Origin of the sequence: Klebsiella sp. 10 (genome assembly GCF_018223925.1) — a bacterium.
GTDB lineage: Bacteria > Pseudomonadota > Gammaproteobacteria > Enterobacterales > Enterobacteriaceae > Klebsiella > Klebsiella pneumoniae.
This window is the reverse complement of the sequence record NZ_JAGRRB010000001.1, coordinates 434,959-458,731: the sequence shown is the minus strand read 5'-3', so window position 1 is coordinate 458,731 and position 23,773 is coordinate 434,959. Positions and strand designations below refer to the sequence as shown.

Here is a 23,773-nt window from a genome sequence, read left to right as displayed (position 1 = left end):
TTCCACCATGACAATCACCTGCAATCTGTACATTAACGGCCAGTGGCACGATGCCGAAGGCCGCCGCACCTTTACCCGACGCCACCCGGCCCACGATGAGGCAGCCTCGGTGGCCGCTGCCGCCAGCCTCGCCGACGGCAAACGCTGCGTCGAAGCCGCGGCCTGCGCCTTTCCGCTGTGGCGCGATACTGCGCCGGCGGAACGACGTCGCTTACTGCTCGAGGCGGCGGAACAGATGCTGTTGCGGGAGGCGAAATTTATCGCCGCCATGGCGGCGGAGACCGGCGCGACCGCGCACTGGGCCGGATTTAACATTCATCTGGCGGCAGATATTCTGCGTGAAGCGGCGGCGCTGACCACCCAGATTGAAGGGCAAATAATTCCGTCCAACGTGCCGGGTAACCTGGCGATGGGCGTCCGCCAGGGGGCGGGAGTGGTGCTGGGCATGGCGCCGTGGAACGCGCCGCTGATTCTGTCCACCCGGGCCCTGGCGACGCCGCTGGCCTGTGGCAACACGGTGATCCTTAAGGGCGCCGAACTTTCCCCCGCCACTCAGGGACTGATTATCGACGCCCTTGACGCGGCGGGCTTCCCGCCGGGCGTGGTGAACTATCTTACCTGTGCGCCTGAAGATGCGCCGGCGCTGGTGGAATCGCTGATCGCCCACCCGGCGGTGCGGCGCGTTAACTTTACCGGCTCCACACCGGTGGGGCGCATTATCGCCCGCACCTGCGGACAGTATCTAAAACCAGCGGTGCTCGAGCTCGGTGGAAAAGCGCCCCTGCTGGTGCTGGACGATGCTGATATTGAGCAAGCGGCGGCGGGCGCTGTTTTTGGCGCCTTCGCCAACGCCGGGCAGATCTGCATGTCCACCGAGCGCATTATTGTCGACAATGCCGTAGCGGAGGCGTTTATCCCGCTGCTGGCCAGGCGCGCCGCCGCCCTGCCTGCCGCCCTCACGGGCCCGGTTGTCGATATGAACACCATCGCCCGCTGCAACGCGCTCATTGACGATGCGTTAGCGAAAGGCGCTCGCCTGCTGACCGGTGGTAAAGCCAACGATACCCATATGAGCCCGACCCTGCTGGACGGCGTGACCCGCGAGATGCGGCTGTGGCGTGAAGAGTCCTTCGGTCCGGTGAAAGCGATTATTCGCGTTCATAGCGAAGAGGAGGCGCTGGCGGTGGCCAACGACAGCGAGTATGGTCTTTCCGCTGCGGTCTACAGCCGCGACAGCGCCAGAGCGTGGAACGTAGCGCAACGTCTGCATACCGGGATTTGCCATATCAATGGCCCAACGGTGCATGATGAGGCGCAAATGCCGTTTGGCGGCTGCAAAGCCTCCGGCTATGGCCGCTTTGGCGGCCGGGCCGGGATCGCGGAATTCACGGAGCTGCGCTGGATAACGATCCAGACCCAACCCCGCGAGCTTCCCTTCTGAGGCCCAGCGCCTCTTAACTATGGCTGGCGATAAGCTGCGCCAGCCCCTGCGGGTTTTCCCACGCCATCGAGTGTCCGGCATGGGGCACGATGCCGACCGGGATCCCTTGTGCCTGAACGAGGTCGCTATCCGCATAAGGGAGCGACCGCTCTCCGACGATCAGCATTTTCTGGCAGCGCAGCTGGCATAGCTGGGTAAACCAGGGCGTGTCGCTGCCGCGTATCAGGCTGCTGGCGGCCCGCCAGACGGCCCAGGGGGCGCTGTTTTGTAAACAACCCGCCCACGGCGAGCGCTCCTCCGCCAGCAGCCTGGCATAGCCGTCAGCGACAAAGGCTGTCTCTGACTGCGCCGCAATGCGCCTGCTGTACTCGCCGCCGCCGGCGAACAGGTTGGGTTCCGAGACCAGCAGCGTGGTCACCCGCTCGCCCAGTAGCCCCGCCGCTTCGATGGCGATGCTCCCTCCCATGCTATGCCCGAACAGCGCGAAGCGCTGCAGGCGCAGGTGGCTGAGGAACTGCTCCAAAACTAAAGCCTGCTCATGTATGTTGTAACTAAACACGCGCGGTTTATCGCTATAGCCGAAGCCCGGCAGATCGATGAGTATTTTGCGCCGTTCGCGGAGCGCGGGATCGCTGGCAATGCGGGGATAATCGTAGGATGACGCGCAGCCAAGGCCGTGGATAAACACCACCGGAAGGCCATCTCCCGGGAAATCGTGCCAGCGCAGCGTGGCGCCAGCGACGGACGAATAAAAACCGTTCACCTGTATGCCTCCATGATAAGGTTACTGTTTTTTTATACAGTAACCTTATCCTTTGTGCTACCCTTTTCTGCCGTCTAGCGCCTGAGGGTTAAAACAGCGAGACGAGCAGCGCCATCGGGAAGCTGAACGGCCAGGTGGCGCCGATCAGCAGGGCCGCCAGCAGGCGGATCATCCGGCTCTCTTTGGTTAAAAACCAGCTAATCACGGCGCATATCACGCCCATAATGGCGTAAAACACCAACATTTTTTGATATAACGTCATTCTTACTTTTTCCTTCCCTGAGGGCGTTCCATGGTGGGATGATTATCTGCCATGACGTCGTGATTCAGAGATACTTGTATAACAAAATCAGAAACGGGCTGAATATTCAGAATAAAGCCTGATTCGTCTTAATCTGATAGCGCAACCGCTGGCGTCGTACTATACCTTTAGGACTTACTCATTAGGGTGGCGCTATGGATGTCTCCAGTAAAACCGTCGTTATGATTAATGTCTGCGCCGCGTTCGCGCTTATCAGCCTGCTGTCCGTAAGATTTGGCTGGTTTTAATCATTTAATTCAGCAACGAAACCTAAAAAAGCAGCCCCGAAGGCTGCTTTTTTACGCGCGAACAACAGAGTTGTTATCTTGCTGTCGGGCGGCGGGGGCTAACTGCGCGGCAGCTATTACCTTATTAAGAGTAGGGTTATAGCGCGGCAGTACGTTGACTTTTTCACTATCCCATTCGGCGGCGGCGCAGACGGCCTGCCCTACGCCCATCTTCTCACAGCTTTGGATTCGTTTCGCCGGGGCATTACCATAGCTCAGCGCCACAGCGCCGATAGCCAGCAGAATAAAAGCAAAAATTTTCACAGCGACATCAACGTCAAAACCTAATATGCCCTAAATGATCGCATGAGCGGCGGCGGAAAGTCAAACCCGGGGCGCGCTACCGGGCGGCATCCGGTATTTGCCTCTGCCTCAGGGCTATAAAATATTCAGAACAAATATCATGCGATAACCGTAAATATTAAAAGCTTATCTCTAGCCGTGAAATACTTTCTGTTCAGGGGAGTTAATTTCGCTAATAAGGAAAATATTTCGCCGTCGGCAAGGGGAAAAGGATCGCCGCCTTCGCCACAGGCGCAATATATCGCGCGGGCCGTCATCGTAAGAAGATAAATGGCGATGGCAAGCCGTTGTAACATAACCTCTTCATCTCCGTCATCACGGATAAGAGCCAGAAATAGCGCTAAATGACAACAAATATCATTTGCCTTCGCGTCAGATAATACTTACATTCATAACCATTGGTAATGCTTTAGCGCAGTTCGCGCTTTGAATTTCGAGGTGGATATGTCCGGAATCATCACGCTGGTCATCGCGCTAATCCTGCTGGTCGCGGCGGTGTATAATCTTATTTCCTACATTCGTGACCGGCGCAGCGCCAGCCTGCCCAGCAAAAAAACCAAGCGCTGAAAGTAATTAAAGCGGTATTCTCGTTACCCCGGCGCGACTGGCCGGCTCATCTCTTCGCTCTTCTGCGAGCACAAAAAAGCCCCTGCCGACAGACAGGGGCCGCAATTCGGTCGCGAACCGCGATGTTGCCGCCCCACCCGCCGGGCGCTGTGCGCCCAGGGTGACTGGCGGACCCCATCCGGCGCTTATCTCCGGCACTCATGATGGCTTAGCTCTTGAAGGGGCATCAGAATAATCTCATATCCCCTGGGTTGAGTTTTGACAATTTTTGCCATTGTGACTATTAGCGGCCTAACACACCCATCGCGCAATAGTCGCCTGGCGCTAAATGATCAATCCTTTAGCTATGCTTAACCATCACATGGCGGACCACGGTATAATCCTCAAGGCCATACATCGACATGTCCTTGCCGTAGCCTGACAGCTTCTGGCCACCGTGCGGCATTTCGCTGACCAGCATAAAGTGGGTATTGACCCAGGTGCAGCCGTACTGCAGCCTGGCGCTAAGACGATGGGCGCGACCGACATCTTTCGTCCATACCGAGGAGGCCAGGCCATACTGAGAGTCATTCGCCCAGCTCAGGGCCTGCGCTTCATCGCTGAAAGGCGTCACGCTGACTACCGGACCAAACACTTCGCGCTGGACAATAGCGTCTTCCTGCCGGGCGCCGGCGAGCAGCGTCGGCTGGAAGTAATAGCCCGCGCCGTCAGCCCGACTGCCGCCGGTGACCACCTTAATGTGCGGCAGCGCCCTTGCGGCTTCCACCGCCGCGCTAACGCGCTCAAGATGGGCCAGCGAGCTCAGCGGACCCAGTTCGGTGGCAGTGTCCTCCGGCGCCCCCATTTTCAGGCTGGCCACCGCCGCCCCAAGTTTCTCCACCAGCTGGTCATAGATACCCTGCTGGGCGTAGATCCGGCAGGCGGCCGTGCAGTCCTGGCCGGCGTTGTAAAAACCGAAGGTCCGCACCCCATCCACCACCGCATCGATGTCCGCATCGTCAAAAACGATCACTGGCGCCTTACCGCCCAGCTCCATGTGGGTGCGTTTAATCGACGAGGCGGTATGGCCGATGATATGGGCTCCGGTGGCAATCGATCCGGTCAGGGAGACCATTCGCACTTTAACGTGGGCGGTCAAGGGGTCGCCCACCGTTTTACCGCGGCCAAACAGCACGTTGATAACCCCCTCCGGGAAGATATCTTTTGCCAGCTCCGCCAGCTTCAGCGCCGTCAGCGGGGTGATCTCCGAGGGTTTTATCACTACGCAGTTGCCCGCCGCCAGCGCCGGGGCCAGCTTCCAGGCCGCCATCATCAGCGGATAGTTCCACGGCGCGATGGAGGCCACCACGCCCACCGGATCGCGGCGGATCATTGAGGTATGCCCTTCGAGATACTCTCCGGCCGCCATCCCCGGCAGGCAGCGAGCGGCGCCGGCGAAGAAGCGGAAGACGTCGGCGATGGCCGGCATTTCATCATTAATCACGCAGTGCAGCGGCTTGCCGCAGTTCAGCGACTCCAGCTGCGCCAGGGTTTCAGCCTGCGCCGAGATGGCGTCCGCCAGCTTCAGGAGGCATTCCGCACGCGTCTTCGGCGTCGTCTGACTCCAGGCATCGAATGCCCGGTCCGCCGCCTCAACGGCGGCATCGACCTGGGCCGCTGTCGCTTCGGCAATCTCCAGGATCACTTCGCCGGTTGCAGGGTTATATACCGGAACCTTCTCGCCTTCACCTGCCACTAACTTACCGTTTATCAATAGGTTGTGTTGCATAGCATTATCCTGTTTCATGGTTTTATTTCCCGTTTCCGGCGTCGTTATCGCCGTCGCGGGTGAGCCACCAGGCCCCTAAGATTGGTATCGTCGTTACCAGCATCACCAACAGCGCGACAACGTTGGTGACGGGCACATCTCGCGGCCGCCCCAGCTGATTCAGCAACCACAGCGGCAAGGTGCGTTCATGCCCCGCGGTAAAAGTGGTAACGATAATTTCATCAAACGACAGAGCGAATGCCAGCATTCCCCCCGCCAGCAGCGCCGACCCCAGATTGGGCAGCACTACGTAACGAAAGGTCTGCCAACCGGTAGCGCCTAAATCCATCGAGGCTTCCACCATACTCCACGAAGTCCGGCGGAAGCGGGCGATGACGTTGTTAAACACCACCACCACGCAGAAGGTCGCGTGCCCCACCACGATCGTCAGCAGGCCAGGCTCAAGGCCGACCGCTTTGAACGCCGTCAGGAGTGCCAGGCCGGTAATGATCCCCGGCAGGGCGATAGGCAGCAGCAGCAGTAGCGACACCGCATTTTTGCCAAAAAAGGCGCTGCGCCACAGGGCTCCTGCAGCCAGCGTGCCAAGCACTAAGGCAATGGCGGTCGACAGGGCCGCGATCTTAAGTGACAGTGTCACTGCCTGCAGAATGTCGCTGCGCCCGGCCGCCTCGCTGAACCAGCGCAGCGTCAGCCCCTGCGGCGGAAAGCTAAAGGCTGCATCTTCCGTATTAAAAGCATAGATGGCGATAATCAGCAGCGGAAAGTGGAGGAATATCACCCCGCCCCAGGTCGCCAGTCGCAGATACCAGGGCGCGCGTTCAGAGTGCATCGAAGGCTCCCAGACGTTTCACGAACGCCAGATAGAGGGCAATCAAGACGATAGGCACCAGGGTAAACGCCGCTGCCATCGGCATATTGCCGATCGCCCCCTGCTGCGAGTAAACCATATTGCCGATAAAGTATCCCGGCGGGCCCACCAGCTGCGGCACGATAAAGTCGCCTAGCGTCAGCGAAAAGGTGAAGATCGACCCAGCGGCGATGCCGGGAATGGCCAGCGGCAGCACCACGTAGCGAAAGGTCTGCCGCGGGGCCGCGCCGAGATCGGCCGAGGCCTGTAGCAACGATCCCGGAATACGCTCCAGCGCCGCCTGCACCGGCAGGATCATAAACGGCAGCCAGATGTAGACGAACACCAGAAAGCGTCCAAGGCCGGAGGTGGACAAGGTATTGCCGCCGACCGCCGGGACGCTCAACAGCGCGTTCAGCGCCCCTTCCAGTCCAAGATGACCGAGGAACCACTGCGCCACGCCATCTTTCGCCAGCAGCAGCACCCACGCATAGGCTTTGACGATATAGCTGGCCCACATTGGTAGCATGACCGCGATATAAAAGAAGGCCTTCATTTTGCCGCTGGTGTAGCGCGCCATATACCAGGCCATCGGCAGCGCCAGCAGCGCGCTGGCCAGCGTGACGCACAGCGCCATCACCAGGGTCCGCACAATAATGTCGTAGTTGGCAGGGTTGAACAGCGCCCGCAGGTTAGCTAGCGTGAAGTCGCTGGTCACCGACATGGTGAAGTCGTCAAAGGTATAAATGCTCTGCCACAGCAGGGTCAGCAGCGATCCCAGATAGACGATGCCAAACCACATCAGCGGCCCGAGCAGCAGTAAAAACAGGCCCAGCGCCGGTCGGCGCCAGAAGATCCCCGATATGCGCCCGGTCTGCGCAGGAATTATTGCCATGGTCATCTCAGCCTCCGCTTTCCAGCGGGGTCATCGCCGAGCGCGACCATGACGCCTGTACTATTTCCCCGGTTCGCGGAACGCTGGCCGCCGCCGCGCCATCGATGTTGGCCTGGCTGACCAGTAGTTTGTCGCCATCCGCGAGGCGGAGCTCGATCCGCGTCGCCGCCCCCTGATACTGCACCGCCTGCACCACACCCTGCACCTGCACCTCGCCGCCGCCCTGCAGGCGAACATGCTCCGGACGCAGCGACCAGCTGCCCGCCATCCCGCACAATCGTCGGGCCGCCTCGGCTGCAAAAACGTTGGCGGTGCCGACAAAACCGGCCACAAATGCGGTCCTGGGGTGCAGATAGAGATCCTGCGGGGCATCCACCTGCTCAATGCGCCCGTTGTTAAACACCGCCACGCGATCCGACATCGACAGCGCTTCGCTCTGGTCGTGGGTCACGAAGATGAAAGTGATCCCCAGCGACTGCTGCAGCTTTTTCAGCTCCACCTGCATCTGCTCGCGTAGTTTCAAATCCAGGGCGCCCAGCGGCTCATCGAGCAGCAGCACCCGCGGCTGGTTCACCAGCGCCCGGGCAATCGCGACCCGCTGCCGCTGGCCGCCGGAGAGCTGGGAGGGCTTGCGATGATGAGCAAAGCCAAGGGCCACCTTCTCCAGCGCCTCCTGGGCGCGGGCATGGCGCGCTTTCTTCGCCATGCCTTTGACCATCAGGCCGTAGGCGACGTTGTCAAGGATCGACATGTGGGGAAATAGCGCGTAGTCCTGGAACACGGTATTCACATCCCGCTGCCAGGGCGGCAGTTCGCTGGCCGGCTGACCAAAGATATGGATGGTTCCGCCGGAGAGCTGCTCAAAACCGGCAATCAGCCGCAGGCAGGTGGTTTTACCCGAGCCGGACGGACCCAGCATCGAGAAAAATTCTCCATCGCGTATGCCAATGCTAACCCCATCCACCGCCCGCACATCGCCATACAGGCGCGATACATTCTGGAACTCGACCGCGTACGTCATTGTTTGCCTCCGATCCTTAGCGGCCGCCCATTATCGCAATATAGTCCTGAGTCCAGCGGCTATAGGGCACGTATTTCCCGCCTTCCGCAACCGGCGTTTTCCAGAAGTGAATGCGGTTAAACTGCTCATAGCCGTTGGTCTCACAGCCTTTATCACCGAGCAGCGCGCTGGCTTTACAGCCCTCAGGCACCACCGGCAGCGAACCGAACCATGCCGCCACATCGCCCTGCACCTTCGGCGTGAGCGACCAGTTCATCCATTTATAGGCGCAGACCGGGTGCTTCGCCTCGCTGTGCAGCATGGTGGTATCCGCCCAGCCGGTTACCCCCTCCTTCGGGAACACGGTGGCGACCGGCTGGCCTTCCGCCTTCAGGCCGTTGGCTTGATAGGGCCACGAACTGGAGGCGGCTACCCCTTCGTTTTTGAAGTCGTTCATCTGTACGGTGGCGTCATGCCAGTAGCGATGGATCAGCGGTTGCTGGTCGCGCAGGACTTTCAGCACCGCGTTGTACTGGGTTTCGGTCAGTTGATAGGGGTCTTCGATCCCCAGCTGCGGCTGGGTGGCTTTGACAAACAGCGCGGCGTCGGCGATATAGATCGGGCCATCATAGGCCTGCACCCGCCCCTGGTTGGTTTTACCATCCGGTAGATCCTGCTTGACGAACACCACGCGCCAGCTGTCCGGCGGCGTCGGGAATACGCGGGTGTTGTACATCAGCAGGTTCGGCCCCCACTGATACGGCGTGCCATAGACTTTACCGCCGACGTTAAACCACGCCCCCTTCGCAATACGCGGATCAAGGGAGCCCCAGCCGGCAATCAGCGCCGTGTTGATCGGCTGCACGCGTTTGCCCATGATCAGGCGCAGCGAAGCATCACCCGAGGCGGTGACCAGATCGTAGCCGCCTTTGGCCATCAGACTGACCATCTCGTCAGAGGTGGCAGCGGTTTTGACATTAACCTGGCAACCGGTGTCCTTTTCGAACTGACTCACCCAGTCGTACTGTTTGTCGGTCTGACCGCGTTCGATATATCCCGGCCAGGCAATAATATCGAGCCGCCCTTCCGGTTTATCCAGCGAGGTGAGCGGCTCTGCCGCCTGAACGGTCAAACAAGCCATACCCAGCACATAAAGGCTGCAACGGGCAATTTTTTTGCTCATCAGGTGTTACTCCTGTCACAAAGGAATTAGCGGCAGCCGTGCCGTAAAAATATCTCCTGAAATAAGGGTAGTCAGCGGATTAACGCCCCCAGGGGAATTTATTCAGGTTGTGACCCGGGACGCATTACGTAAAAATCGCCAACACAAGCAGGACTTTATGGATTATAGACAACGAGTTAGGGAATGAGGAGGGGTATGCATATTTCCTATGGTGAGCGCCGGTAAAATAATGACCGGCCTCGATAAAAATCCTCTTTCGCTTATTTTCGCAGAATGTTTATGATGAGAAAAATAAACGACAGGGTCAGGCAAGCTGTTCGCGAATAAGCTCCCCCAGGCGCTTCACCCCCTGCTCTTCGCGTTCCCCCCAGCCCCAGGCGGTATTAAAACGGAAAAACGAGGTCCAGCTGTCGGAGGTGGAGAACATTTTCCCTGGGGCAATGCTGATGTGCGACGCCAGCGCCCGGGCGCTAAGTGCGCTAGCGTCGGCCCCTTCCGGTAGTTCGATCCACAGAAAGTAGCCGCTGTCGCTGTGGTGGACGACGACCTCCGGCGGCAGATGGCGCAGCAGCGCCTGCCAGGCCTGCTGTTTACGCTCCGCCAGCTGACGACGTAGACGGCGCAGGTGGGCGTCATAGCGCTTGGTGGACAGGTAATCCACCAGGGCTAACTGCATCGGCGAACTGGTGGAAAGCGTACTCATCAGCTGGAGCTGCTGGATCCGCCGCGCCTGTTTGCCGGCCGCCACCCAGCCGATACGAAAGCCGGGTACCAGACATTTTGAGAACGAGCTGCAGTGCAGCGTCATCTCCTGGCGATCCCAGAACTTCGCCGGTAACGGCTTTTCGCGGCCAAAATAGAGCTCGCTATAGACATCATCTTCGATCAACATCACGTTATAGCGCGCCAGCAGCGCCACCAGCGCCGCTTTTTTTTCAGCGCTGAGGGTGAAGCCGAGCGGATTCTGGCCGTTGGTCATCAGCCAGCAGGCCTTCACCGGATAGTTTTGCAGGGCCGCCTCCAGCGCCGTCAGATCAATGCCTTCCCTGACGTCAGTGGCCACCGACAATGCTTTCAAACGCAGCCTCTCCAGCGCCTGCAGGGCGCCGTAGAAGCAGGGGTTTTCCACCACCACCCAGTCTCCCGGCTCGGTCACCGCCTGCAGGCTGAGGTTAAGCGCCTCCAGCGCCCCGGCGGTGATGACGATCTCGTCCGGCGAGACATTCATCCCCTGCAGGGCATAGCGACGGGCAATGGCATGCCGAAGTTCTGCATTGCCCGGCGGCAGATTCTCAATGACGCTCATGGCGGTGGCGGTTTTACTTACCTGCGCCAGCGAGCGGTTGAGCTGCTGCAGCGGGAAGAGACGCGGGTCCGGAAAGGCCGAGGCAAAGGGCAGCATCGACGCCTGGCGGCTGGCCTGGAGCACCTCAAAGATATAGGTATTGATATCGACGGCTTCATCGCGAGTGACCTGGGCAGGCGGCGCCGGCTGGCGGAGCTTCACCGGCTGGGGGGCAACATAATAACCCGACTGCGGACGGGCGACGATGCGCCCCTGGCTTTCCAGCAGCTGATAGGCATGGCTGACGGTCATAAAGCTCATGCCGCTGCTGATCACCTGCTCGCGCAGCGACGGCAGCCGATCGCCAGGCAACCAGACGCCAAGGGCGATCTGCTCGGTCAGTTGCTGCGCCAACTGTTGATACTTTTTCATTGCGGCCGTCCCCGTACGATAACGTCCCATTATCATATATCAGTTTTAAAAAAATCATAGTTTCCTGTAACTGTTATATCTGCAGCGGCGGCCGCGTCGCCGTGATAGCACGGGATGGGTTTAAAATATCACCACCCAGAATAGCGAGATTAAAACAAACCAGAAGATAATCATTACGCCAAGCGTAATGCACAGACTCTGTAATCCTTTTTCAGACATTGGCATTCCCTTTTATTTATTCCCGAGCTCATACAGTACAAATTAGCCGCGGAGCCGACAATTTATTATTATTTAATTTACGATTAACCGGCTCAGCGTTTTTACTTATTCTCATACTAATGAGTGACAATAAATCAGAGTAAAAATCCGTGGCGGATTTCGTAAGCCAAAATATGAGCTACGGCGGGTGGTAAGGATATATTATGCCGACCAGGTGACTACGCCATACCGGCGGCAGGGCCGCGTAGCCAGCCGTTAGCAATAATATGACAGACAGCGGAATAGACGCCTAATCACCTTCCGCAGGGATTAATCAAGGTTGCGCAAGGATATTTTCTCGCCCTGGCAACAGCTGAAAAATCATAACAGCGGCCAACTGTTATGATAAAAAATGGCGTGACTGCCTCTGCCCCTCAGTCGTCACCCCACCTAAAATTGCGCTGAATCAATTTTGTTGTGGAGTCCTGCATGTTCGGTCTTGATGCATTCCATCTGGCGCGAGTTCAATTCGCTTTTACGGTCTCATTTCATATTATCTTCCCCGCCATTACCATCGGACTGGCCAGCTATCTGGCGGTGCTCGAAGGCTTATGGCTAAAAACAAAAAATCCCGTCTGGCGCTCGCTGTACCATTTCTGGTCGAAGATTTTCGCCGTCAACTTCGGTATGGGGGTCGTTTCCGGGCTGGTGATGGCCTACCAGTTCGGCACCAACTGGAGCGGTTTCTCACAGTTTGCAGGCAGCATAACCGGCCCTCTGCTCACCTATGAAGTCCTGACGGCGTTCTTTCTGGAAGCGGGCTTCCTCGGGGTGATGCTTTTCGGCTGGAACCGCGTGGGGCCGGGGCTGCACTTTTTCGCCACCTGCATGGTGGCGCTGGGTACTATCATCTCCACCTTCTGGATCCTCGCCTCTAACAGCTGGATGCAGACCCCGCAGGGGTTTGAGATCGTTGATGGCCAGGTCGTGCCCGTCGACTGGCTGGCGGTGATCTTTAATCCGTCGTTCCCCTACCGATTATTGCATATGACAGTAGCGGCATTTCTCAGTAGCGCGCTGTTTGTCGGCGCCTCGGCGGCCTGGCATCTGCTGCGCGGCAATCAGTCGCCGGCGATCCGTAAGATGTTCTCGATGGCGCTATGGATGACGCTGCTGGTCGCCCCCGTCCAGGCGCTGATCGGCGATATGCATGGCCTGAATACCCTGAAGCACCAGCCGGCGAAAATCGCCGCCATTGAGGGGCACTGGGAAAATCCGCCGGGTGAGCCAACGCCGTTGCTGCTGTTTGGCTGGCCCGATATGGACCAGCAGCGCACCCGCTACGGGCTTGAGATACCGGCCCTGGGCAGTCTGATCCTCACCCACAGTCTTGATAAACAGGTGCCGGCGTTGAAAGAGTTCGCTCCTGAGGAGCGCCCGAATTCTACTGTGGTGTTCTGGTCATTTCGCCTGATGGCCGGGCTGGGCATGTTGATGCTGCTGCTGGGCGTGCTGGCCCTGTGGCTGCGTCGCGGCGACCGGCTATACCACTCGCGGCCGTTTCTGCGTTTTGCCCTGTGGATGGGGCCATCCGGCCTGATCGCTATTCTCGCCGGCTGGGTGACCACCGAGGTGGGCCGCCAACCCTGGGTGGTGTATGGCGTTCAGCGCACCGCCGATGCCGTTTCCGCTCATGGCGATCTGCATATGTCGGTCAGTTTATTGACCTTTATCGTAGTGTACAGCGCCGTCTTCGGCGTCGGCTACAGCTATATGCTGCGCCTGATCCGCAAGGGGCCGCAGGAGATGCTCCCGGCGACAACCGGTACGCCAGCCCGCCCGCTGTCCGCCGCCACTGAAGGTTATCTGCAGAAGGAGTCCCGCTAATGGGTATCGAATTATCGGTGATCTGGTTCGTGATTATCGTCTTTGCCACGCTGATGTACATCGTCATGGATGGCTTTGATCTGGGCATCGGCCTGCTGTTCAGCACGGTGTGGGGCGGCGGGGATCGCGACGTAATGGTCAACAGCGTCGCGCCGGTATGGGATGGCAATGAAACCTGGCTGGTGCTCGGCGGCGCCGGCCTGTTTGGCGCCTTTCCCCTCGCCTACGCGGTGATCATCGACGCCTTGTCGATCCCCCTGACCCTGATGCTGATCGGCCTGATTTTTCGCGGCGTCGCCTTTGAGTTTCGCTTCCAGGCTACGCCGTCGCACCGGCCATTCTGGGATCGCGCCTTTTTTGGCGGCTCCCTGCTGGCAACTTTCAGCCAGGGCGTGGTGGTCGGGTCGGTGATCAACGGTTTCACCGTCAGCGGTCGCGCCTTCAGCGGCGGCATGTTTGACTGGCTGACCCCGTTCAGCCTGTTCTGCGGACTCGGACTGTGCGTGGCCTATGCGCTGCTCGGCGCCACCTGGCTGGTGATGAAAAGTGAAGGCGCGCTGCAGCAGAGAATGCGCAGCGCATCGCGGCAGTTGCTGGGTGCCCTGCTGGCGGTGTTTGCCGTCATCAGCCTGTGGACTCCGCTGGCGCACCCGGCGATTGCTGCCCGCTGGTTCAGCCTGCCGAATCTCTATTTCCTGCTGCCGGTACCGCTGCTGGTGATCCTCGTTAGCGGCTGGCTGTGGCGCACGCTGCATCAGCGCGACCGCCATGTTTCGCCCTTCACGCTGACGCTGGGCCTGGTCTTTCTCGGCTTCAGCGGACTGGGGATCAGCATCTGGCCGCATATTATCCCGCCGGCCATCACGCTGTGGCAGGCTGCCGCTCCCCCGCAAAGCCAGGGCTTTATGCTGGTGGGCGCCCTGCTGATTATTCCGGTCATTCTTGGCTACACCTGCTGGAGCTATTACGTGTTCCGCGGCAAAGTTCAGCCTGGGGAGGGATATCACTGATGCGTACTGCCTGGCCTAAACGTCTGCTGTGGCTGATCGCGCTCTGGGGAGGCAGCGTACTGACGCTGGCCGCCATAAGCCTGCTGTTTCGCCTGCTGATGACCGCCGCAGGGCTAAAAGTCTGAGTGGGATGCAGAGAGGTCCGAAAAGGGACTTCTCCATCTTATCTTCACTTTTGCCTGATGAAATACGGCGATACATCTGAAGAAAGGATATTGCTATGAAGAAGTTAGCTTTACTCTCCGCCGTAATGACGCTGGGAATGTCGTCATGGGCTTTTGCTGCCGACAACCCGCCGCCGCCGCCGGAAAAAGGCGCGCAGCATCAGGGTAAACCGCCGGTGAAAAACGGCCAACACGAAGGTAAGCAAGCGCAATACAACAGCAAACAGCCACAACGAGACGGCAAACAGCCGCAGCACGACGGCAAACAGCCGCAGCACGACGGTAAACAGCCGCAGCACAACGGCAAGCAGCCGCCAAAAGGGAGCGAGCACAGCGGGAAACCGCTGCCGCCGAAAGCGTAACACTCTGGCCTGGCTTCCGCGTCAGGCCTTTTTTCATCCTTCGTCAGCCATCGTTGACAAACTCTTGCCGTTCTTTGAGATGCCCGAAAAAAAGCCTGCATTGCGCCTGACATAGTATGTCCACGCCATTGTTCCGTCGAGAAAAGGTATGTTAAAGAGAAGCATAAGCGCCCTGCTGTTGCTGTGCACATTATTTTCCGGGCATCTGTTGGCCCATCGTCAGGGACACGAGTACTTTCCGGTGCAAAGTCTCGAACAGCAGCTGCTGCACGAAGCGGATAGCGATGAGCTTCGCAGCCAGCACGAGGAGGCCGCCGCAGACCTGCGCGAACATCACCGCTGGCAGGACGACCGTAAACCGCGGGCATCCTGCCAATAGCATCGACTCGAATCAGGCCCCTTTGCGCTTCGGCAGCGTCTTCATCAGATCGTCCGGGCTGACGGAGGCCACAATGCTGCCCGGGTGCGGCATTTTGAGGATATGGTTTTTGATCTTGCCGACCACGTGCATTTCGCACGGACGGCAGTCAAACTTCAGGGTCAGGACCTCATCGCCATGGATCAGCTGCATCGGCGTGGCTTTCCAGCTCTTGATGGAGCCTTTCGCCTGCTTCGGGCAGAGGTTGAAGGCGAACCGCAAACAATGCTTAGTGATCATCACCGGCACATCGCCCTTCTCTTCGTGCGCTTCATAGGCGGCGTCGATCAGCTGTACGCCATAGCGCTGGTAGAACGCCCGCGCCTTGTGGTTATAGACGTTGGCGAGGAAGGAGAGATGGGTCTCAGGGTAGACCGGCGGCGGTACGGAGACCGGCTTGCGGGTGCCGCGCTGCCAGGCGTTGAGGCGCGCTTCATCCAGCATCTCCGCAGTTTCCCGACGCAGCTGGTTGAGCAGGCTGTTGGGCACAAACAGCGGCGGCAGATTAACCTGCACCTCGCGCGCATAGTAGATGGTTTGCCCCAGTTTTGTGACACCGTCACGCAGGTTGGCCAGCGCTTTCTCCGCCTGGTTAGCTTCGGCGAACTCCCCGTCAAGGGTGTGGGTCACGCTGACGCCATCTTCACAGGTCATGGTGAGAACCAGCTGCTCCTGCCAGCCGCTCAACGTCACATCTACCGCGATGCGGCGTTCGCTGGAGGTCTTTAGCAGCGCCTGTTGCCAGTTATGATCGAGGTTGCGGTTGAGCGGCTGATGGGGGCGCACTTTATGCAGATCCGCTGGCATCTCGTTCGGCCATACCCGATAACGGTTTTCGCCGGTTTTTTCCACGGTATTAGCACGGAAGCCCACCACTTCGCGCTTAATCATCACGTTGAGACCATCGCCGTTGGTTAACGGTTCACTGACTTCAACGTCGAGATGGTCTTTGCCTACCTTCAGAACTTCACCTACCGGCAGGCCGATAAATTTCGGCGAATCAAAGGCGCCGATATCGCCTTTGCGGGCATTAACAAAGTAGTCAGTGCTGCCCCGGTGGAAGGTTTTATCCGTGGACGGGATAAAGAAATGCTCAGTGCGTCCAGCCGAGGCGCGCGCCAGGTCGCCGCGATCTTCGATAATGGCATCCAGCATTTGACGGTAGTGCGCAGTGATGTTTTTCACATAACTCATGTCTTTGTAACGGCCTTCAATTTTGAAGGAGCGTACGCCAGCGTCGATCAGCGCCGCCAGGTTGGCGGTCTGATCGTTATCCTTCATCGACAGGAGATGTTTCTCATAGGCCACCACCCGCCCCTGATCGTCCTTCAGGGTATACGGCAAGCGGCAAGCCTGCGAGCAGTCGCCGCGGTTGGCGCTGCGTCCGGTCTGGGCGTGCGAAATGTAACACTGCCCGGAATAGGCCACGCACAGCGCGCCATGGATAAAGAATTCGATGGTGGCGTCAGTGTGGTCGTAAATGGCTTTGATTTGACTGAGGTTCAGTTCGCGCGCCAGCACGATCTGACTGAAGCCGGCGTCGGAGAGAAACTTCGCTTTTTCCACGCTGCGAATATCGCACTGGGTGCTGGCGTGCAGCTCAATCGGCGGCAGATCCAGCTCCATGATCCCCATATCCTGGACGATAAGCGCATCGACGCCTGCGTCGTAGAGATCGGTAATCAGCCGCTGCGCCGGCTCCAGTTCATCGTCATGCAGAATGGTGTTCAGCGTCACAAATACCTTTGCGCCAAAGCGATGAGCGAAAGGCACCAGCCCGGCGATATCGCTCAGACTGTTGCTGGCGTTGTGGCGGGCACCAAAGCCAGGTCCACCGATGTAAACGGCATCGGCACCGTGAAGGATCGCTTCGCGAGCGATACCGGCGTCGCGGGCAGGACTAAGAAGTTCAAGACGATGATTGTGCAGGCGCATACGCGTGTTGTTATCCAGTATAAGGGGGTCGAAATGGCGGCTATTGTAGTCAGAACCGGGCGCAGACGAAAACCTTTTCCGCCGTCACACGACGACGAATTTTCACTTTTCAACAAAGTATTGACGGAAAAGATATTTCCCTCAAATGACGGCGAAGAGTACTGTCATCACGTATTCCGGATTTTCCTCGTCACGTTGTGAGTGGTTATCATCAGTCATCTTGTCTGGCCGCGGGTTCGCTCGCGGTTTTTTCTTTTGGATAATGGATAAGAGAATGGAAATGGGCCGCCTGGGCGCCGCGGTTACGATACGCATGCGTCGCGTCGCCGGCGAAACGCCTACCCTCACCCGCCTGCAGCGAGTGCCACTCCCCTTGTAAGCACAAATCCAGCGTACCACTTATCACTACCACATGCTCAATCACCCCTTTCTCATGCGGCGTTGATTCGCTCAGCGCGCCGGAGGCAAGGGTTATCGAAAAATGGTCAAAGCGCAGCTCGGGATCCCACGGGAATACTGGCGTCACCACCATCGCCTGCTGCTGCGGATCAAACGCGGAGGGCGCGGCGCTGGCGTCCGGGACGATGAACGCCGAAAACGGTACGTTCAGCCCGGTGGCAATCTTCCACAGCGTCGCCACCGTTGGACTTGATTCATTCCGCTCAATCTGCCCGAGCATGGCTTTCGACACCCCGGTCTGTTCCGCCAGTCGCGACAGGCTCCAGCCTCGCTGCTGGCGCAGGGTTTTAAGCGTTGCCGCCAGATGTTGCGCAATATTCATCCTTCCTCCTGTTTTTACTGCGCAAAGTATACCGCCATTTGTCTGATTTTTTCAGGACGTTTAACGGCATCGTACGCCACTGGCGGCGAGTTTTTCTCCCAGGGTAGCTGCGCGAACCACCGCTTGTGCGTTATAACGCACAATGATACAGTGAATGGATGTTATAACGCACATGAGAATCATCGATGCGCTCGTTTAGTCTTCCGCTTCCCACTCTGTTCGCTGGCTTCGTCGCCGTGTTGGTGGGGTACGCCAGCTCCGCCGCCATCATCTGGCAGGCCGCCGCCGCGGCCGGCGCTACCCCCGGGCAGATCGCCGGCTGGATGACGGCTCTTGGCCTCGCCATGGGCATCAGTACTCTCGCGCTGAGCGCCTGGCGGAAAGTTCCTGTGCTCACCGCCTGGTCAACGCCGGGCGCTGCGCTGTTAGTTAGCGGCCTGCAGGGGGTGACCCTCGCCGAGGCCGTGGGGATCTTTATTTTCGCCAACGCGCTGATCGTTATCTGCGGCGCCACCGGACTGTTTGCCCGGCTGATGCAGATCATTCCCCATTCGCTGGCCGCCGCGATGCTGGCTGGGATCCTGCTACGGTTTGGTTTGCAGGCCTTCGCCGGCTTACAGGATCATCTGCCGCTGTGCGGCGGGATGCTCGCCGCCTGGCTGCTGTGTAAAGCGCTGTGCCCCCGCTTCGCCGTGGTGGCCGCGCTGGTGATTGGAGCGCTGATTGCGGCGGCGTCCGGGGATGTGGCTAGCGCCGCCGTGCCGCTAGCATTTGTGACGCCGGAATGGGTCGCCCCGCAGTTTACTCCGGCGCTTTTGCTCAGCGTCGGTCTGCCGTTCTTCCTCGTCACCATGGCCTCGCAGAACGCTCCGGGGTTCGCCACCCTGCAGGCATCAGGCTATACCGTACCGGTCTCCGCACTGATCGTCGTTTGCGGGGGGTTGGCACTACTGCTGGCGCCGTTTGGGGTTTATTCCGTCTGCATCGCGGCGATCACCGCCGCCATATGCCAGAGCCCGGAGGCGCACCCGGATCCGAACCAGCGCTGGCTGGCGGCCATAGCCGCGGGCGGTTTTTATCTGCTGGCCGGTCTGTTCGGCGGGTCAATCACCGCCCTGATGTCGGCCCTGCCGCCGGCGTGGATCCAGATGCTGGCGGGTCTGGCGCTGCTCGGCACCATCGGCGGGAGTCTGTTTCAGGCAGTGCATCAGGCCAGTGAGCGCGATGCGGCGGTGCTAACCTTCCTGGTCACCGCCAGCGGGGTGACGCTGGCGGGAATTGGCTCCGCCTTCTGGGGCGTGGTGCTCGGCGGGGTGAGTTACGGCGTGCTATCCGCGCTGCGCCGCCCGTAGCTGGGAGGGCGTCAGGCCGGTGGCGGCTTTGACCCGATGGCTGAAATGGCTGGGGGAGCTAAAACCACAGGCCAGCGCTATCTCGGTTAACGGCAGCGCGCTATGGCAGATCAGGTTTTGCGCCTTCGCCATTCGCTGCTGCATGACGTACTGATGCGGAGCCATATTTAGCGACTGACGAAACATACGAGCAAAATGAAACTCACTCAGACCCGCCTGCTGCGCCAGGTCGGCCAGGGTCAAGGGCTGATCGAGATGAGCATCGATCCAGGCCAGTACGTGACGCTTTACGCCTGGCGCAAGCCCGCCGGTGACCGTCGGCAAACGCCACTGCACGGTGGAATAGTGCTGGATCAGATGGGTAAGCAGTAAGCTGCTGGCAGCGCTGAGGGTCAGCTGGTTCGCCGGCTGCCGCCAGTCGTTAGCCAGCAAAAACTGACGATACACTGCGGTGATTTTATCATCGCTGGCGAAGGTCTTTTCCTGCAGGGTGAAGTTCGCCGGGCTGCGGTCCCACACCTCCTCGCCGACGCGACGCAGGTGCGCATCGGTACAGTAAAGATGCACAAACGACAGATCGCCGCGGATATCCCATACGCTTTCATCGCCTTTCGGCATCAGACAAAAACGATCCGGGCCGCCGCCATTTTTCCAGCCGTGCGGCGTCTTTTGATAGCTTTCGTAGCCATCAGCCACGTACAGACTTAAAGTATGATGGTCGCTGCGCACCGTCACGGTATCGCAATTGTTATACCAGGCGGCCAGTTGAATACCGGAATTCAGCTCCACGGTTCCCTTCAGCACCGCGTTCTGTCGCCGTAATGTTTCAAATGTCCCGTAACCCATCGTCTTCACACATTGTCTGTAAAAGCCCTAGTCTAGGGAGACTACGGCGCGGTTTCCAGTCCTCACCGCCAGCGGATAGCAAATAAGCGCAAGAATTTGCAAGCCGACAACAAACCGGTGAAAGCCGCAGCAGGCGGCAGCCGGCATACTCCTCCCATCAACAGGTAGAGGAGAACCAGGGTGAACGCATTACTCTATGCACTCGTTGTCGTGATCTGGGGTACAACGTGGATCGCGATTTTTTTACAACAGGGACCGGTGGCCGCGCCGGTATCGATTTTCTGGCGTTTCGCCGTAGCCAGCGTCACGATGCTGGCGATTCTGCTCGTCACACGACGCCTGCGGCCGCTGGGCGCGAAAGATCATCTCTGCTGCCTGCTGCAGGGCTGCTGCGTCTTCTGCTTTAATTTCTGGTGTTTTTATACCGCCGCCGCCTGGATCAATACCGGTCTGGAATCGGTGATCTTTTCGATGGCGGTACTGTTTAACGCCATCAACAGCTTTCTCTTTTTTCGCCAGCAGCCGCCGGGCCGCTTCTGGGCCGCCGCCGCGCTGGGTCTCGCCGGTATCGTCATCCTGTTCTGGGACGACCTGCTGGCCAACGGACTGAACGCCTCGCTGCTGTGGGGGATCGGGCTGAGCGCCCTGGGCACCTACGGTTTTTCGCTCGGCAATATGTTCAGTATTCGCCACCAGCGCCGCGGGCTGGAAACGCTGACCACCAACAGCTGGGCGATGCTCTACGGCACGCTGGTGATGGGGGCGATCGCTCTGCTGCGCGGCGATAACTTTATGCCAGAATGGACCGTCAGCTATCTGGGCGCCCTGCTTTACCTGGCGCTGTTCGGCTCGGTCATCGCCTTTGGCGCCTATTTCACTCTCGTTGGGCGCATCGGCGCCAGCAAAGCCGCCTACAGTACGCTGCTGTTTCCGCTGGTCGCCTTATCCATTTCCACCGTCTATGAAGGGTATGTCTGGCACAGCAGCGCCGTGATCGGGCTGGCGCTGATCCTGCTGGGTAACCTGGTGATGTTTGCCAAACCGGAACAGCTATTGCTGCGCCGAAGGCTGGCCTGAGGAGGCTGAAGAAAACCAGCGCCGTCGTCAGACGGCGCTGGCACGATTAACGCTGAGAGGGATCGAATTTAACGGCGTCGACCGCCATATCATCGATAACCTGCTTCAGGGTATCGACGGTCAGCGGTGTATTCTCATTCGCCAGGGTTTTGCCTTCCCCTTTACGTACGACCTTGATGACCGGCTTATTGGTGCTGGCGTCAATGACCTCCGCCTCAAAGTACAGATCGGTGTCCATGGTACGATGGCCGGTGGCGGCCTGGGTGCCGGCGACAATCATAGCGACCGGGATCACTTCATAGAACTGCAGCCCCTCTTTGCTGGAGTCCACCCCGGTGATCGCCCCGCGGAAGATGAGGCTGCGCTTGCCGGCGGTAGTGGCCAGCGGTTTACGCTCGGAAATAGCCTGTTTCAGCTCTTTGTTGGTGTAGTTAAGAATATCCTGCAGCGCCTTCTCCCCTACCTGGGTGGTCGGCTTCGGTACCGGATAGTAGGTCACCGGGTGATAAACGATATTGTCATAGTTGGCCGGATTGAAGTTCGGATCGATCCAGCGCAGCTCCGGCTTGCCGGAGGCAGAGGTCGTTTCTTTCAAACTGGAATAATCTTTTAAGAAGCCCGAATACTGATCCGGTTGCGCCACTTTCGCCGCACAGCCGGTCAACGCCAATATTCCCGCCAGAGCGGCGACTTTCAGTAAAACGCGAGTACGCATAGAGAGATCCCTGTAAATGCAGTTTTTTTTCGGCAGACGTTATAGCAAATAGGACTCACTAGTTTTGTGACAAAAAAAGGGCTTCGTCAAGGAAGATTTATAAATATTGATGGCCTGAACATTACGTTAATAAATAATCACTTAAAAGGGGTATCGCGCGGTTTTCCAGGCTCATTTTCGCCGCAACGGGTCTCTGTCTTGCCCAGGCTCTGGCGGGGAATGCGGCGCGGGCCATGCTCAGCTTCCCACGCCGCGGCGAATCAGGCAGGCTTGCGCGCCAACAGGGTGGCGAAGCGCAATTTGATGCGATTGCCGTTGGCGTCGGTGCGATGCAGCTCACCGACGTCCTCATTGTATTTCAGCAGCTCCCAGCCCTGGTAATAATCACGAAGCTCATCAGGTTTAAAGGCAAACGGGAAGCCGACGGTGCAGGGATAGTCTTCGGTATCCATCGCCGCCACAATCAGGTTATAGCCGCCGGCGGCGGTGCAGCGCTGCATATTGGCGATCAGGCCGGGGATGGTGTCAGGCTCGAGGAACATCATCACTACGGTGGAGAGGATCAGGTCATACTCGCCGTCAAAGCTCAGGCTGTTGAGGTCTTTCACCGCCGTTTGCAGATTATCCAGTCGCTCGGCGGCGCGAATACTTTCCAGATTGTTGACGCTCATCGGATTTTTATCCCACGCCGTCACCGCGAAGCCGTTCGCCGCCAGATAAAGGCTGTTACGCCCGTTGCCGCAGCCCAGATCCAGCGCCCGCCCCGGCGGCACAATCGTCGCGGCATGCAGCACCTCGGAATGGGTGCGGGTCAGGCTGTATTTTTGACTAAAATAATCCGCGTCACGCTTTGTCATGATCCTTCCTTCTTATTCAGGAGTGTTTCCCGGTCGACCTGGAGCAACAGTTTCCCGCTGACCAACAGCAACGCTGTACGCAGCAGCAGCAGGCCGACAACCAGATTGCTAAAAATAAATAGCGGCATCGCCAGATGATGAAAAAAGCCGTCTCCCCTGGCCTGGCCGAGATGCAGACCGGTGGTGGCCAGCGCGGAAATGCCGAACGAAAAGCTCCAGAAAGAAGCATTGAACGGCTGACGAAGATACCAGGGCATCAGACGGAGCATAAACAGCAGCTGCAGCAGGCCGTAACCAAACAGCAGCTTAGCGAAGGTATCGGCCTCCCCGCCGTTGACGCTGAGCCAGGCGCTGCAGGCCACCAGCGCAGGCGCCAGCTGGATCCCCAGCGAGGTGCGCAGCGGCGTCGGCAGCTCGCCTGCGCTGCGCAGACGCTGGAGGATCGCCGGCTCGAGGCTCAGCCAGGAGAAGACCCCGGCGCCGAGGAACACCAGTCCGGCATCGGAAAATCCCAGCGCGCCGCAGGCCATCGCGCTGATAAAATTATTGGCTACTGTCGGCAGATACAACCCCGGCGTGGTGGCCTCGCGAGGATGGTTCCCCCGCCATAGCCCACCGCTTTGCCAGGCGGCATAGGCGAGCTGCAGCGCCACGCCCGGCACAAACAGCCCGATCGCCAGCGGCCTGCACCAGGGAGCCAAACCAATCGCCACCAACAGCGTGGTGGCCGGAAACAGGCTGACGAAGCTGCTGCTCACCGGATGACGCATCTCCCGCAGCACGCTCGCCGGAAAGCGGATCGCCCGGCTGATAAACGCCATGCTGAGCAGGACCCACATCGCCATCGCCAGCGTCACCAGCCCATCACCAATGCTGCGGCTGACCGGCCAGAGGGTGCTGGCGTAACGCCAGGCGAAGCCCATTCCGATAGTGCCGAGCACCATGCCAAAATAACCCGCCGGCAGGTTTAGCACCTGCCGCGGCGTTTGCGTTTTATTCATTTTATTGATGATATCAATTTAATTTGAAGTTGCATTCTAAAGGAACCTTATCCCGCGCGCTATGGCGATCTTTGCTATGTTTATGTTAACCATAAGTA

General features: G+C 58.8%; 27 protein-coding genes. 11 read left to right on the top strand and 16 right to left on the bottom strand.

The annotated features are described in order from the left end of the window. Positions 1–7 precede the first annotated feature (7 nt). A complete protein-coding gene (locus tag KHQ26_RS02345) occupies positions 8–1,441 on the top strand; it encodes an aldehyde dehydrogenase (RefSeq protein WP_020804590.1) in 1,434 nt (477 codons plus the stop codon). Positions 1,442–1,454: 13 nt separating this feature from the next. Here KHQ26_RS02345 and KHQ26_RS02340 read toward each other — a convergent pair whose 3' ends face one another. Both KHQ26_RS02340 and KHQ26_RS02335 read right to left on the bottom strand, forming a co-directional pair. Beyond that, a complete protein-coding gene (locus KHQ26_RS02340) occupies positions 1,455–2,204 on the bottom strand; it encodes an alpha/beta fold hydrolase (RefSeq protein ID WP_020324765.1) in 750 nt (249 codons plus the stop codon). Positions 2,205–2,292: 88 nt separating this feature from the next. Beyond that, positions 2,293–2,466 (bottom strand): GhoT/OrtT family toxin, encoded by a 174-nt coding sequence (locus KHQ26_RS02335; RefSeq protein WP_002906888.1) that lies wholly within the window; start codon positions 2,464–2,466, stop codon positions 2,293–2,295. Between the two features lie 194 nt (positions 2,467–2,660). On the opposite strand from KHQ26_RS02335, the gene yncL reads away from it, so the two are divergent. Further along, on the top strand, positions 2,661–2,753 hold the full coding sequence (gene yncL / locus KHQ26_RS02330; protein ID WP_002906891.1) for a stress response membrane protein YncL: 93 nt from the start codon (positions 2,661–2,663) through the stop codon (positions 2,751–2,753). A 51-nt stretch (positions 2,754–2,804) separates the two neighbouring features. Here yncL and KHQ26_RS02325 read toward each other — a convergent pair whose 3' ends face one another. Together KHQ26_RS02325 and KHQ26_RS02320 are read right to left on the bottom strand one after the other, a co-directional pair. After that, positions 2,805–3,056, bottom strand: a complete 252-nt coding sequence (locus KHQ26_RS02325; RefSeq protein ID WP_020804594.1) for a hypothetical protein — start codon at positions 3,054–3,056, stop codon at positions 2,805–2,807. A 137-nt stretch (positions 3,057–3,193) separates the two neighbouring features. Continuing rightward, positions 3,194–3,391: a hypothetical protein gene (locus KHQ26_RS02320; protein ID WP_004189776.1), complete on the bottom strand. Its 198-nt coding sequence runs from the start codon at positions 3,389–3,391 to the stop codon at positions 3,194–3,196. 148 nt (positions 3,392–3,539) lie between these two features. Here KHQ26_RS02320 and KHQ26_RS02315 point away from each other — a divergent pair, with 148 nt between their 5' ends. Next, on the top strand, positions 3,540–3,662 hold the full coding sequence (locus KHQ26_RS02315; RefSeq protein WP_004175940.1) for a small membrane protein: 123 nt from the start codon (positions 3,540–3,542) through the stop codon (positions 3,660–3,662). A gap of 340 nt (positions 3,663–4,002) precedes the next feature. Here the strand turns inward: KHQ26_RS02315 and patD are convergent, their stop codons facing one another. The 6 genes from patD to KHQ26_RS02285 form a co-directional block, all read right to left on the bottom strand. Further along, the gene (patD, locus tag KHQ26_RS02310) at positions 4,003–5,430 is read right to left on the bottom strand and encodes an aminobutyraldehyde dehydrogenase (protein WP_029497244.1); all 1,428 of its coding nucleotides are present in this window, start codon (positions 5,428–5,430) and stop codon (positions 4,003–4,005) included. 22 nt (positions 5,431–5,452) lie between these two features. Next, entirely contained in the window at positions 5,453–6,259 is an 807-nt protein-coding gene (locus KHQ26_RS02305) for an ABC transporter permease (protein WP_004143773.1), read from the bottom strand. Next, positions 6,249–7,178: an ABC transporter permease gene (locus KHQ26_RS02300; protein ID WP_004189770.1), complete on the bottom strand. Its 930-nt coding sequence runs from the start codon at positions 7,176–7,178 to the stop codon at positions 6,249–6,251. The genes KHQ26_RS02305 and KHQ26_RS02300 overlap by 11 nt, the downstream gene beginning before the upstream one ends. Before the next feature lies 1 nt (position 7,179). Beyond that, positions 7,180–8,193, bottom strand: a complete 1,014-nt coding sequence (locus tag KHQ26_RS02295; protein ID WP_004184243.1) for an ABC transporter ATP-binding protein — start codon at positions 8,191–8,193, stop codon at positions 7,180–7,182. A gap of 16 nt (positions 8,194–8,209) precedes the next feature. Next, a complete protein-coding gene (gene ydcS, locus KHQ26_RS02290) occupies positions 8,210–9,355 on the bottom strand; it encodes a putative ABC transporter substrate-binding protein YdcS (protein ID WP_002907384.1) in 1,146 nt (381 codons plus the stop codon). A gap of 304 nt (positions 9,356–9,659) precedes the next feature. Then, positions 9,660–11,072: a PLP-dependent aminotransferase family protein gene (locus tag KHQ26_RS02285; RefSeq protein WP_004175937.1), complete on the bottom strand. Its 1,413-nt coding sequence runs from the start codon at positions 11,070–11,072 to the stop codon at positions 9,660–9,662. 687 nt (positions 11,073–11,759) lie between these two features. Between KHQ26_RS02285 and KHQ26_RS02280 the strand changes: the two genes are divergently transcribed. The 5 genes from KHQ26_RS02280 to KHQ26_RS02260 all read left to right on the top strand — a co-directional run bounded on the left by KHQ26_RS02280 (position 11,760) and on the right by KHQ26_RS02260 (position 15,072). Then, positions 11,760–13,157, top strand: a complete 1,398-nt coding sequence (locus KHQ26_RS02280; RefSeq protein WP_004189768.1) for a cytochrome ubiquinol oxidase subunit I — start codon at positions 11,760–11,762, stop codon at positions 13,155–13,157. Then, positions 13,157–14,167 (top strand): cytochrome d ubiquinol oxidase subunit II, encoded by a 1,011-nt coding sequence (cydB, locus tag KHQ26_RS02275; protein ID WP_020804085.1) that lies wholly within the window; start codon positions 13,157–13,159, stop codon positions 14,165–14,167. Before KHQ26_RS02280 ends, cydB begins: the two co-directional genes overlap by 1 nt. After that, positions 14,167–14,292: a DUF2474 domain-containing protein gene (locus KHQ26_RS02270; protein WP_004180143.1), complete on the top strand. Its 126-nt coding sequence runs from the start codon at positions 14,167–14,169 to the stop codon at positions 14,290–14,292. Before cydB ends, KHQ26_RS02270 begins: the two co-directional genes overlap by 1 nt. 95 nt (positions 14,293–14,387) lie before the next feature. Beyond that, positions 14,388–14,693 (top strand): hypothetical protein, encoded by a 306-nt coding sequence (locus KHQ26_RS02265; protein WP_004148558.1) that lies wholly within the window; start codon positions 14,388–14,390, stop codon positions 14,691–14,693. A gap of 148 nt (positions 14,694–14,841) precedes the next feature. Continuing rightward, entirely contained in the window at positions 14,842–15,072 is a 231-nt protein-coding gene (locus KHQ26_RS02260; RefSeq protein ID WP_020804077.1) for a DUF2554 family protein, read from the top strand. 12 nt (positions 15,073–15,084) lie between these two features. Here the strand turns inward: KHQ26_RS02260 and KHQ26_RS02255 are convergent, their stop codons facing one another. Further along, entirely contained in the window at positions 15,085–17,046 is a 1,962-nt protein-coding gene (locus KHQ26_RS02255) for a peptidase U32 family protein (RefSeq protein WP_002907469.1), read from the bottom strand. Between the two features lie 33 nt (positions 17,047–17,079). On the opposite strand from KHQ26_RS02255, the gene KHQ26_RS02250 reads away from it, so the two are divergent. Beyond that, positions 17,080–17,247, top strand: coding sequence for a hypothetical protein (locus KHQ26_RS02250; RefSeq protein ID WP_020804090.1), 168 nt, complete (start codon positions 17,080–17,082; stop codon positions 17,245–17,247). Between the two features lie 10 nt (positions 17,248–17,257). Here KHQ26_RS02250 and KHQ26_RS02245 read toward each other — a convergent pair whose 3' ends face one another. Next, complete coding sequence (locus KHQ26_RS02245; protein WP_020804091.1) at positions 17,258–17,827, bottom strand: helix-turn-helix domain-containing protein; 570 nt, start codon at positions 17,825–17,827, stop codon at positions 17,258–17,260. A 185-nt stretch (positions 17,828–18,012) separates the two neighbouring features. On the opposite strand from KHQ26_RS02245, the gene KHQ26_RS02240 reads away from it, so the two are divergent. After that, positions 18,013–19,179 carry a benzoate/H(+) symporter BenE family transporter gene (locus tag KHQ26_RS02240; RefSeq protein ID WP_020804084.1) on the top strand — a complete coding sequence of 389 codons (1,167 nt, stop codon included), beginning with the start codon at positions 18,013–18,015 and terminating at the stop codon, positions 19,177–19,179. Here the strand turns inward: KHQ26_RS02240 and KHQ26_RS02235 are convergent. After that, on the bottom strand, positions 19,156–20,025 hold the full coding sequence (locus tag KHQ26_RS02235; RefSeq protein ID WP_004151213.1) for an AraC family transcriptional regulator: 870 nt from the start codon (positions 20,023–20,025) through the stop codon (positions 19,156–19,158). The genes KHQ26_RS02240 and KHQ26_RS02235 overlap by 24 nt on opposite strands. Positions 20,026–20,205: 180 nt before the next feature. Between KHQ26_RS02235 and KHQ26_RS02230 the strand changes: the two genes are divergently transcribed. Beyond that, a complete protein-coding gene (locus tag KHQ26_RS02230) occupies positions 20,206–21,102 on the top strand; it encodes a DMT family transporter (protein WP_004180146.1) in 897 nt (298 codons plus the stop codon). 46 nt (positions 21,103–21,148) lie between these two features. Here the strand turns inward: KHQ26_RS02230 and KHQ26_RS02225 are convergent, their stop codons facing one another. From KHQ26_RS02225 to tehA, 3 genes are all read right to left on the bottom strand, one after another. Continuing rightward, positions 21,149–21,817, bottom strand: a complete 669-nt coding sequence (locus tag KHQ26_RS02225) for a DUF3313 domain-containing protein (RefSeq protein WP_004184252.1) — start codon at positions 21,815–21,817, stop codon at positions 21,149–21,151. A gap of 260 nt (positions 21,818–22,077) precedes the next feature. After that, positions 22,078–22,674 carry a tellurite resistance methyltransferase TehB gene (tehB, locus tag KHQ26_RS02220; protein WP_002907481.1) on the bottom strand — a complete coding sequence of 199 codons (597 nt, stop codon included), beginning with the start codon at positions 22,672–22,674 and terminating at the stop codon, positions 22,078–22,080. Continuing rightward, complete coding sequence (gene tehA / locus KHQ26_RS02215) at positions 22,671–23,675, bottom strand: dicarboxylate transporter/tellurite-resistance protein TehA (RefSeq protein ID WP_002907483.1); 1,005 nt, start codon at positions 23,673–23,675, stop codon at positions 22,671–22,673. Before tehA ends, tehB begins: the two co-directional genes overlap by 4 nt. Between the last annotated feature and the right edge of the window lie 98 nt (positions 23,676–23,773).